Genomic DNA, 11338 nt, shown 5'->3' on the forward strand with positions numbered 1-11338 from the left:
GGCGTATGGAATTAGATTTTAAGCATGCTTCATTACAGGAAATAATTGACTATGCTCCCGACCTCCGTAGGGAGGCGTATGTAGATGCGACGCTGCGGATGCAGGCGGATGATAATATCGTTGGGGTGTTCGGTTCTGCGTATTCGGAAGCTCAGTCTCCCGTCATCGACGAGGCGCTCATCTACGGCTGCGGTCTTGTGCCGGTGCCGATTGTCGGAGTGGACGCCTTTATTTTTAAACACGGTGATTATCCTGCCTGCGATGCAATCAAGAGCACGATGATATATTTAACGACGCAAAAGTGTCCGCTGCTGTATTCTTCCAAGATGTATGTACTTGACTGCTGTTGCCCTGCTGTCGAAACCGCGTTCCGGCAGTGTACGCAAAAACCTGTGCATATATACAAGGATGCTGCAACACTCAAGACCGTGCTGCAACAGGTGTACGGCTGCGAGTATTCCGCTGCCCGCTATCAAGAAGCGAAGTCTGCCTTTCTAATATTGAGCGGCTTGTTGCAGCAGCTTGAGCAAAGTGTTCTTTCCGGCAATGACTTTGGAATGCTCGCTTTTTATTCCCGTTTTATCTTTGAGCTTGAAGAACGGATCGCTTTCTTAACGCGGGTGTGCGAATTGCTTCCTTCCGTAGCTATCGGCGAACATTCATCTCATTCGCCGGGAAAACGAGTGCCTGTTTCCATTTATTGTCCCGACGGCATCATACAAAAAATCAAACCGGCTGCCGGAAATTATTTTAAGCCGGTATGGGTGCAGGCAGGGCGTCCCGCCGATATTGCGTGCGCGGGATGTATCTATCCCGCGGCTGAGTATGTGGGGTATAGGGAGCGTCCATAAATTTCCTCGGCGGAATGCGTGGTTCCTAAGGTTCGAAAGGAAACAGCCTCGCTATTTCACCACGATATTACCTTTGGAATCTGCAATGGAAATACGCGCGACAACCGAATAATTAAAATCCAGATAATCATCTTGAATGCCGTCGGAAAAGATGATGCCGTTTTCTCCCATCCTCGATTCGACACAAAAATCCGTACCGGGGGTGATAGAACCGAAAATAATCTTTGTACCGGTATTGACGCTCGGGAACGGTTCCCGCACGGCAAAGGTGAGCTGTTCTTTGCCCCAATCGATGACGGACTTCGCTTTAATTGCGAGCGATTGTTTTGATAAGCGGCCGGTAATTCCCGAAGCACCTGCCAATACGCTTTTCATCCAACCGGAACGTCCGAGCGGCGTAGAAACGATAATGCCGCTTGAAGATTGGTTTTCTACGGCTCCGTCAACCGTAATAGCATACCGTGCCGACGCATGATTTTTAACACCGATAAAAAAATCATTGACGGCATACAGTACCTGATTATCGGAAAGCTGTACTTTCGCTTTGGTAACCTGCTTTACGGCTGCTTCATCATTCAACGCCTGCCTGATAACCGTTCCGGCCTCATCTACGGAAAACTGAGATAGGACTCCGTCCCACCTGCTCGGATCGGGATTAATACCGATCAGTTTTTGTGCTTCCAGATATTTCAGAGTATTGGCGATAAGACCGTCCTGTCCGACGGTGATAACCGTATCATTTTTGCCGAATATAAAATTCGGTAAAAATTTCCAGTCGATAACTTGTACGTTGCCGATACCTTGCGCGGTTTTTACCAGCCTATCCAGTACCGCATAGTACGTTTCGTGTTCCGCTTCATAATCCTTAAAATCCGCATTCAGATGTTCGATGTAAAATTGAGCCTGCTGCTTTGTATTAAACCGCGCGACGAGCGCATCCAAACGAGTCGGACGGCGGATAATAATCAGCCTGTCCATTATTTTTTCATCAACTGCTGTAACAGTTCCGAACTGATATTCAGCTCGCCGATTTTACCGGCGTTTTCCGCGAGTCCGGTAAACGCATTTGCGATCAGCTTTTCGGGCGCCATACCGATTGAAGAAAGCGCTTTGATAATTTCGGGATTGATCTTGGACATCGGCTCCAGAACGGCGTTCAGCGAATAGGCTTTAATATCCGCCTCGGTCTTCTTGTTCTTAACGGAAATTTCAATAAGCTTCGTATTTTCCTGCTCCTGCTTAATTTTGAACGCCATATCTTCCTGTAAAATAACCCGCTTCTTTTCTTGAACCGCCCGTTTTCCCTCCATGTGCGCTTCCATAATTTGCCGCTGTTTTTCTTCAACTGCGATCTGCGTATTCAATTCGTTTTCTTTTATTTTCCGCTCCTGCTCTACCGCTGCATTACGCCGTTTGTACACCGCATCATCCGCTTCGCGCAGAATATTTTCTCGCGTTTCCGCTTCCAATGCCCGCGCTGTTTCTTTGTTCGGCAAGATTGAAAGAATATTGATATTTGTGATTGTGATTCCCAAATTTTGCAGATATTCGTTGTGCTGCACCGCTTCCTTTAATGCCCCTGCAATTCGATCAATTGATTGTATCGCTTCCCGCAAAGGCAGCTTAGAAACTTCGGTTTTGGTTATCGTATTTACCAAATTGATAATAATCCGGCTCAATTTTTCAGGATCATCCGAGAGGTACGCATAATTTTTAAGATCGACGGAGAAATTAACTTGATCGATAATTTTTTCGGTATCGGTTATTTTATAGATCAAATCACCTTGTATGGTCAGCGTTTGATAATCACTCGAAAGCTCTTCAAACATGAACGGCACGTTTTTTGTTTCAAGCGGAACGGTAATAATCGAAGTCGAAGGTTTATAAAACCAAAACGAAAGCCCGCGCCCTTTTTTTACCACACGTCCTTTTTTAATTACGTGAATATACTCATTTGGTTCAAATTTTACAAATCGCAATCCGAACATATCGGCTCTCCTCTGATAACTGATACAGCATAATGCAGTGACTTTTTACACCTAATCCAATCTTTTTATTTTGATAAACCGTACTTCTTGCCTGTAAGCGCTTACCATTGTAAGAATTGAGGACAGTATTAAGACTCCGCCGTTTATCAATAGATCTCTTCTAACCAGCTTTGCGATGTCCGGTTCAGTGAATATAAGCTCCGGCGTTTCTTTTAAAACATCAAAGAAACTAATAAGTTCATTCTCGGGGTTCTCGTGTACTACCTCGTAGATACGCCAGCCGTATTCCAATACGGTTGCCGCTGCGAGCGCGATGCACAACACAATAAAAATCATAACGATGGCTTTTATGGTTGTTTTTTTCCCCAGTCGTTTATATACAGCATAGGATATTGCGCTGAGCAGAGCAGGAATCGCCCAAACATAGAGATTTAATTTTCCGACGATAACATACAGTATGATTCCCGCTAATGCAACGCCGATAACGCCCAATGTACCGAGTAAAAAATTTTCTTGCGTGTTTTTGTCTTTTTCTTTTTGATCGGTAAGATCGGCTTCTTTTTCTGCCCGCTCAGCTTCGGTTAGATACAGGTATTGCAGTCCTATTTGAAACAACCGTATCGTTCCATCATTTTTACCATAGATAAATCCGCCGGATTTATACTTATTCTCTATCAGGAATGGGATAACGGTATCATTCAGCAAATCAAATGTTTTCTTATAATTGCCTAATGCCGGCGTAGGATATTCAAAGATTAATGTTGCGTTATCGATACGCGTTTTTACTTTTTTTATTTCGCAAAGCCGCGATTGCAAAAGGGCGAACAAATCTTCTCCATTTTCTGCCTTAGAAGCGCCGATGGTAAGGATACATTTCTTCGCATTGGCATTTACGTGAAAAATCGTATAAAACCCTTGCAGCATCCCTGCATATACATTCTTATATTTTTTAAATTGATAATCCTTTAATAAAAAGTCTAAACTTCCCATGAGTGTTCCTCTTTGAGTAAATAAGTTGCGCCTCAAATAATGAGGTGCTTTTAAAAATGAATTCTTCTGTGACTATAGGGCATCTGTAAAAAGATAAAGAGACGAAAGGCTATACGAACCGTATCGGCCAATGTCTGTACGGCCCAGTCCGTATCACCGGAACTGTATCATAGCTTCCGTCTCTTCTCGTTTAAGATCAGCTTACGCGATAATGCCCATTTCTTTTCCGACTTTTTCGAAGATGGCGATAGCGCGGTCGAGCTGTTCGGTGGTGTGTCCTGCCGTTACCATACAGCGGACGCGTCCGGTGCCTTTGGGTACGGTGGGGAACACGATCGGTCCGATGAATAAGCCGTTATCGAACAGCTTTTTGGAGAACTCAAGGGTCTTCGCTTCTTCCCCGATGATGACCGGCGTAATGGGGGTTTCGCTATGTCCGGTGTTAAAGCCGAGGCGGGCGAGCTTTTCTTTAAAGTAGCGAGCGTTTTTCCACAGCCGATCGGTGTATTCGGTAGACTCCATCAGCATTTTGATGGCTTCGATACATGCGCCGATAGCGGCGGGGGGGAGTCCGGTGGAGAACAGGAAGGGTCGTCCGCGGTTTTTCAGCCAGTCGATAGTAACCTGCTTACCGGCAACATAGCCGCCGACAACGCCGATTGCCTTGGACAGGGTGCCGATTGCAAAGTCTACTCTGCCGTGCAGGTGGAAGTGGTCAACGGAGCCTCGTCCGCTTTCGCCTAAAACGCCGCTTGCATGGGCGTCATCCACGTAGGTTAAGCACTCGTATTTTTCCGCAAGCGCAACGATTTCCGGTAGCTTGGCAATGTCGCCGTCCATGGAGAATACGCCATCGGTGATGATGAGGATGTTGCGGTAGTTGGGGCGCTTTTCTTTTAAAACCCGCTCCAAATCCGCCATGTCGGAGTGCTTAAACACTGCCTTATCGGCTTTTGAAAGGCGGGAGCCGTCGATAATGGACGCATGGTTTAATTCATCGGATAGGATGAGGTCGCCCTTGTCGGTAACCGCTTGGATAACCCCGGCATTGCAGTTAAAGCCTGACTGAAAAGCCAGCACCGCTTCTTCCCGCTTGAATGTAGCAAGCAGAGTTTCGAGTTCATCGTGAATCTTCATGTTTCCGATGATGGGGCGGACAGCACCGGCTCCCGCTCCGTAAGTCTCAATAGCTGCGATTGCAGCCTTCTTTAAGCGGGGATGGTTTGCAAAGCCCAGATAGTTATTTGATGAAAGGTTGATAACTTTCTTTCCATTAATAACGCATTCTGCTTCGTTCGGCCCGTCAAGCGTTACCGGCACCTTATACAAGCCTTGATCTTTTAATTCCTGTACTTTTTCTTTTAAAAAAGCCATTTCATGAATATTGCTCATCGTTTTCTCCTCTTCAATGAAATTTAATGCTCATTGCAACGTTTCTTTATTTTTGTGCCGAGTGATACGCAACGCCGAGCCGCTTACTCAGTTTTTCCAGCATATCGACGGTCATCGTTTCCAGTGTGTATTCGGGTTTCCAGTTCCATTCATTCCGTGCACAAGTGTCGTCGATGGAGTTCGGCCATGAATCGGCAATGGCTTGCCGCATGGGATCTACCTTGTAGTTCATCTTGAACTCGGGAATGTGCTTTTTAATTTCCGCAGCGATAATTTCCGGTGTGAAGCTCATGGAAGCGATATTAAAAGCATTGCGGTGGACTAAGCTTGCCTCATCGGTTTCCAAAAGCTGCTGAACCGCTTTTAAGGCGTCCGGCATATACATCATGTCCATATAGGTGCCTTCTTTAATAAAGCAGTCATATTTTTTGTTTTTCAGCGCTTCGTAATAAATGTCAACGGCATAGTCGGTAGTGCCGCCGCCCGGAGGAGTTGTATACGAGATGAGGCCGGGGAAGCGCACGCCGCGGGTATCGACGCCGAAGCGCTTGTGGTAGTAGTCACATAGCAGTTCGCCTGAAACTTTGGTTACGCCGTACATCGATGTCGGGCGCTGAATGGTGTCCTGAGGCGTTTTGTCTTTCGGGGTTCCCGGCCCAAAGGCTGCGATAGAGCTGGGGACAAAGAATCGGTATTTATTCTCCCGGGCGATTTCCAGCATATTGTATAATCCGTGGATATTGATATTGAACGCCATTTGCGGATCGCGTTCCGCAACAGCGGAAAGAAGCGCTGCTAAGTGAATAACGGTGTCTACTTTATATTTTTTACATACATCGGCAACTTTCTGCGGTTCCAACACGTTTAATTGTTCAAAAGGCCCGGATTCAAGCACTTCCGGCATGTCTTTTTTAACTACATCACTTGCAATTACATTGCTGCCGCCGTAGGTCTTGCGCAGATGCATAACCAATTCACTGCCGATCTGACCGAGGGCTCCTGTTACCAGTATTGTTTTCATATTACCTCCTCAGATAATACATTTTTAATCGATATATTTAGTATATCACCGTTTTTGCGATTTTGCTATAATAAAATAATGAATGACACTATTTTGACAGATGAAGCCGCAGGCTTCATGAAGAAAAAGAATTTCTTGCCGGTTCTTTCCGGACTCTTTATCGGTGTATTGGTACTGTCGAATATTTTGGCAGTAAAAATGGTGCAGATCGGTCCCTTCGTATTTGACGGCGGTACGCTGCTTTTTCCGTTTTCGTATATCTTCGGCGATGTGCTGACTGAGGTGTACGGCTATCGGGATACGCGGAAAGTCATTTGGACGGGCTTTGTCGTTCTCATTTTTATGGCGTTCAATGTCTGGCTGGTGAGTATTTTGCCGGCAGAGGGCGGCTGGAATCTGCAAAGCGATTTTAATAATATTTTGCTGCAAATGCCCCGTATCAGCGCAGGTAGTATCTGCGGTTACTTTATCGGCGAGTATAGCAATTCTACCGTTCTTTCTAGAATGAAGATACTTACCAACGGCAAACACCTGTGGATGCGCACCATCGGCTCCACCTTGATTGGAGAGCTGCTTGACAGTATCATTTTTGTAATGATTGCGTTTTCAGGGCTATACGCATCTTCTGTTTTAATGGTGATGGCTCTTTCCAATTATCTTTTTAAGACAACGATAGAAGTAGTTTTTACCCCTTTTACCTATCTGGTTGTTAATTTCTTTAAAAAACACGAACAGCTTGACACCTACGACTATGGTGAGCGGTATAACCCGCTACCGCAGTTTAACCGGTAATATTTCTCGTAAGAATTAATTCACCGCAGAGCTTACGGGCTTTGCGGCTTACTTTTCCAAAACTTCTATTTTCCAGTCTTTAATCGTTCGCGTTTCTTAATGCTACACATCAGAGTATGCAGGTAAAATATCCAATCATAAATCCTAAAGATGCCGCGGCTCCCTAAAAAAAACTATTTGCGGTTTAGCCTTTTATGCGATACAATAGACACTATCGGTCACCGTTAAAAATCGGTTTTGAGCTTTTAGCGGTGTTCTATTTGTATCGTAATAGAATAAAGGAATATGCTGCATTATGGTAAAAGCTGTCTTTGCGGGTTCATTTGATCCTCCGACTTTCGGACATTTGAATATTATCGAGCGCGCCCAAAAACTCTTTTCCGAAATCCATGTCGTCATTGCCGTAAATAAAAACAAGAGTTATTGTTTTTCCGGCGAGGAACGGCTGGAGGTCATACAACAACTGGTTTCCCGCTGGAATAATGTTTCGGTACATCTATGGGATTCACTGATCGTTGATTATGCAAAAAAAATTAAAGCGGATGTGCTTATCCGCGGTGTCCGGAATGATAATGATTTTTTATATGAATTTGATTTGGCGATGATGAACAAGAGTTTGAACCCGCAGATTGAGACGTTATTCTTAGTTCCTGATCCTAAATTTTTTGTACTGCGTTCCAGTTCAATTAAGGAGCTGGCGGCATTCGGTGGTGATGTATCGACGATGGTGCCGCCCATCGTTGAAGCTATGCTGAAAAAGAAGTTTTCACCCAAAAAATAGCGGAGAATCGCCAAAGAATGAACATCCGTGTTCATCCTTTGGCTACGGGGATGTCTCAAAAGTTGGTTACTTTTTCGACATCCCCGCTGCTGCTTATAACCCCGGACAACCCTGTCCGTTCTGAAATGCCTTTTCCGTCAGCCTTTTGAAATAGACGGTACAGATACAAGGAGCTAGGTAAAAAAGTACCGCAGGCGTATCTTTGATACGTTGAGGACACTTTTTTACCGTGCGACGCAGTAGATGTACCGTATATTTCAAAAGGACGTTACCTTGTTTTTTTTATATGATTATAGTAAACTCGCCCGCATGAAAACCGATATTCAGATCGCACGCGAGACTTCGCTTAAACCGATACAAAAAATCGCAGAGGAACTTCATATAGATGCATCCTCAGTAATCCCCTACGGGTTTTATACGGCAAAAATTCCGTATACATCTATTGTTCCGTCCTGCGTAGAAGAGCATAAACTCATCCTTGTTACTTCCATGACGCCGACCAAGGCGGGAATCGGGAAGACGACGGTTTCCATCGGTTTAGCACTCGGCTTACAGAAAATAGGGAAAAATGCGGTGTTAGCACTGCGCGAGCCTTCGCTCGGCCCTTGTTTCGGAATGAAAGGCGGGGCTGCGGGCGGCGGTTATGCACAAGTGCTCCCTATGGAAGAAATCAATTTACATTTTACCGGCGACTTCCACGCCGTTACCTCAGCACACAATATGATCAGCGCGCTGCTGGATAACTATGTGTTTAGGACGCAGAATACACCGCAGGGTTTAAAAAAAGTAGTTTGGAAACGGGTACTGGATGTTAATGACCGCGCACTCCGTTCAATTGTTACCGGACTCGGCGAAGGGAACGGTGTACCTGCAGAATCGGGATTTGATATAACCGCCGCTTCGGAAATTATGGCGATTTTGTGCCTCTCTTCCGATATCGACGATTTACGCCGCCGCATAGAAAAGATTATCCTCGGCTACCGGCCGGACAATACGCCGTTTACGGTTAAAGACCTCGGCGTCGCCGGAGCCATTACCGTACTGCTTAAAAATGCGATTAATCCGAATTTGGTACAAACCACCGAAAATACCCCTGCATTTGTACACGGCGGCCCGTTTGCAAATATTGCGCACGGGTGCAATTCCATTATTGCGACTAAAACAGCCCTTACCTACGGCGATTATGTTATTACCGAAGCGGGATTCGGAGCCGATTTAGGCGCTGAAAAATTCTTTGACATTAAATGCCGCAAGGCGGGGCTTGCACCTGCCTTAACCGTGCTTGTCGTTACCACCGGCGGGCTTAAATTGCATGGCGGTGTTCCTGAAGCGGAGCTGTCAAAGCCCAATAAAGAGGCGCTTGTCCGCGGGTTTAAAAATATGGATAAGCATGTTGAAAACATGCGTACATTCGGGCAGACGGTATTGGTGGTGTTGAATAAATACAGCTACGATACGGATGAAGAAATCGAGTGTCTCCGCGCCTATTGCCGGAATACCGGTGTGCCGTTTGCCCTAAACAGCGCTTTTTCCGACGGAGGGGCTGGCGCAACGGATTTTGCCCGTACCGTTTCCGGTTTGATTGAAGCCGAACCGTCAAAGCCGCTTGTGTTTACCTATCAGGATAGTGACAGCATTAAGACAAAAATTGAGAAAATATGCAAACAGGTGTACGGCGCAAAAACCGTTACCTATCATGCCGATGCGGAAAAAATGCTGAAGCGTATCAGTACGTGGGGAGTAGACTCCTATCCGGTATGTATCGCAAAAACTCAGTATTCTTTTTCCGACGACCCAAAAAAACTCGGCGTTCCGGAACAGTTTGATATGACTGTCCGCGAAATTATCGTGAACAATGGCGCCGAGATGATCGTTGCGGTTATGGGCGACATGATGCGGATGCCGGGGCTGCCGAAAGAACCTCAGGCGCTTCGCATAGACCTTGTAAACGGTTATATCGACGGATTAGCGTAAATTATATATTAGGAGACTCGCTATGAAGAAAGGCCTTCGAGATTGTATCATTGTCGGCTTTGCACTCTTTGCAATGTTTTTCGGCGCAGGAAATCTTATCTTTCCGCCGCTGCTCGGTTTTATGACCGGCAGTAAATGGTTTATTACGTTTATCGCATTCTCTATTACCGGTATTTGTATTCCTATTTTAGGTATTTTTGCAATGGGGAAAGCGGGCGGCGATGTGCAGCACTTTGCCGGCAAGGTTCATCCTATTTTTGCTAATGTGTTCGGTACCGTTATTATGCTGGGTATCGGGCCGCTATTAGCGCTGCCGCGCACAGCCGCAACCACGTATGAAATTGGCGTACTTCCCTTTAGTACATCGATAAGCCCTGTCGTCAGTTCGATTATATTCTTTACCATTGTATTGATCTTTTCGATTAAACCCTCGAAAGTAATCGATACTATCGGCAAGTATTTAACACCGGTACTGATTATCGTGCTTGCCGCTATCGTTATCCGCGCTTTTATTGTTCCGCTCGGGCCGCTTGAGAATCCTCCTCCGCAGAACTTTTTTTTAAAAGGCTTTTTGGAAGGATATCAGACGATGGATGCGCTGGCAGCCATGTTGTTTGCGACAATCATTATCAATAATATTAAGGAACGCGGATATTCCGATCGGAAATCGCTGTTAAAGATCAACCTTTCTGCCGGATTAATTGCTGCGGCAGGATTGCTGCTGGTGTACGGCGGGTTACTGCATGCAGGCGCCTCTGCTTCGCAGGTGTTTCCTAAAAACATCAGCCGTACGGCTTTGTTGATCAATATCTGTGCAAGTTTATGGGGAAATGTCGGAACGGTGATTTTGTCGCTTTCGATTGCGTTTGCTTGTATTACGACTGCAATCGGTTTAACGGCAACCGCTGGGCATTTCTTTAAGAAATTGTTCAATAATAAGGTTTCTTATGAAGCAATCGTTATTGTCGTATCGGTATTCAGCTGCTGGCTTGCCAACTATGGGGTAGAAAATATCATCCGGTATTCGGTTCCGCTTTTGGAAGCCTTGTATCCGGTTTGTATCTTATTAACCGTTATGAACCTTTTAGATGACTATATCCCCAACCGGTACTACTATGTAGGGGGAACCATTGGTACGCTTTTAGTGAGCTGCTTGCAGGCATTTGCCTCGACCGAAGGTATTGTCAACGATTTTCTCGGGCTTTTCGGCGCACAGCCTGTGTCATTCGGCGGCTTGGCTGCGCTGCTGCAAAAACTCCCTCTTTCGAGCATCGGTGTTGCATGGCTGATTCCGGCCGTTATCGGTGCGTTATTGTTCGGACTGCTTGGCGGAAAGGGCAAGGCAGCAAAACAGATTGCTTAAAAAATTGGTAGAAACAAAAGCGGTATCGCTGAATATGTCTATCAATTTAGATGCGATGTTTAAGATTAAGTTATTACTATATAAAGGCTTAATTTAAAACCCGCTATCAGCCACGCTGATGGTGATGTCTAAAAAGCAACCAACTTTTGAGACATCACCAAGCCGGTTATCATACTTTTCTCGGCG

10 protein-coding genes are annotated in these 11338 nt (G+C 45.6%); 5 read left to right on the plus strand and 5 right to left on the minus strand.

Annotation, left to right across the window (positions count from 1 at the left end):
• The first annotated feature begins 5 nt into the window (after positions 1 to 5).
• Positions 6 to 851 carry a hypothetical protein gene (locus tag E4N66_RS00710; protein WP_253728564.1) on the plus strand — a complete coding sequence of 282 codons (846 nt, stop codon included), beginning with the start codon at positions 6 to 8 and terminating at the stop codon, positions 849 to 851.
• Positions 852 to 902: 51 nt separating this feature from the next.
• Here the strand turns inward: E4N66_RS00710 and E4N66_RS00715 are convergent, their stop codons facing one another.
• The 5 genes from E4N66_RS00715 to E4N66_RS00735 all read right to left on the minus strand — a co-directional run bounded on the left by E4N66_RS00715 (position 903) and on the right by E4N66_RS00735 (position 6242).
• On the minus strand, positions 903 to 1829 hold the full coding sequence (locus E4N66_RS00715) for an NAD(+)/NADH kinase (protein WP_253728565.1): 927 nt from the start codon (positions 1827 to 1829) through the stop codon (positions 903 to 905).
• Positions 1829 to 2839, minus strand: coding sequence for an SPFH domain-containing protein (locus E4N66_RS00720; RefSeq protein WP_253728567.1), 1011 nt, complete (start codon positions 2837 to 2839; stop codon positions 1829 to 1831). The genes E4N66_RS00715 and E4N66_RS00720 overlap by 1 nt, the downstream gene beginning before the upstream one ends.
• 51 nt (positions 2840 to 2890) lie before the next feature.
• On the minus strand, positions 2891 to 3829 hold the full coding sequence (locus E4N66_RS00725; protein ID WP_253728568.1) for a hypothetical protein: 939 nt from the start codon (positions 3827 to 3829) through the stop codon (positions 2891 to 2893).
• A gap of 201 nt (positions 3830 to 4030) precedes the next feature.
• Complete coding sequence (locus E4N66_RS00730) at positions 4031 to 5221, minus strand: glycine C-acetyltransferase (RefSeq protein WP_253728570.1); 1191 nt, start codon at positions 5219 to 5221, stop codon at positions 4031 to 4033.
• A 46-nt stretch (positions 5222 to 5267) separates the two neighbouring features.
• Positions 5268 to 6242 carry an L-threonine 3-dehydrogenase gene (locus E4N66_RS00735; protein ID WP_253728572.1) on the minus strand — a complete coding sequence of 325 codons (975 nt, stop codon included), beginning with the start codon at positions 6240 to 6242 and terminating at the stop codon, positions 5268 to 5270.
• Between the two features lie 78 nt (positions 6243 to 6320).
• Between E4N66_RS00735 and E4N66_RS00740 the strand changes: the two genes are divergently transcribed.
• The 4 genes from E4N66_RS00740 to brnQ all read left to right on the plus strand — a co-directional run bounded on the left by E4N66_RS00740 (position 6321) and on the right by brnQ (position 11152).
• A complete protein-coding gene (locus E4N66_RS00740; RefSeq protein WP_253728574.1) occupies positions 6321 to 7034 on the plus strand; it encodes a queuosine precursor transporter in 714 nt (237 codons plus the stop codon).
• A 295-nt stretch (positions 7035 to 7329) separates the two neighbouring features.
• On the plus strand, positions 7330 to 7815 hold the full coding sequence (coaD, locus tag E4N66_RS00745) for a pantetheine-phosphate adenylyltransferase (RefSeq protein ID WP_253728576.1): 486 nt from the start codon (positions 7330 to 7332) through the stop codon (positions 7813 to 7815).
• 309 nt (positions 7816 to 8124) lie between these two features.
• On the plus strand, positions 8125 to 9789 hold the full coding sequence (locus E4N66_RS00750) for a formate--tetrahydrofolate ligase (protein WP_253728577.1): 1665 nt from the start codon (positions 8125 to 8127) through the stop codon (positions 9787 to 9789).
• A gap of 22 nt (positions 9790 to 9811) precedes the next feature.
• The gene (gene brnQ, locus E4N66_RS00755; protein ID WP_253728579.1) at positions 9812 to 11152 is read left to right on the plus strand and encodes a branched-chain amino acid transport system II carrier protein; all 1341 of its coding nucleotides are present in this window, start codon (positions 9812 to 9814) and stop codon (positions 11150 to 11152) included.
• Positions 11153 to 11338: the final 186 nt, after the last annotated feature.

The sequence above is a fragment of the Treponema sp. OMZ 857 genome (assembly GCF_024181085.1).
Classification (GTDB): domain Bacteria; phylum Spirochaetota; class Spirochaetia; order Treponematales; family Treponemataceae; genus Treponema.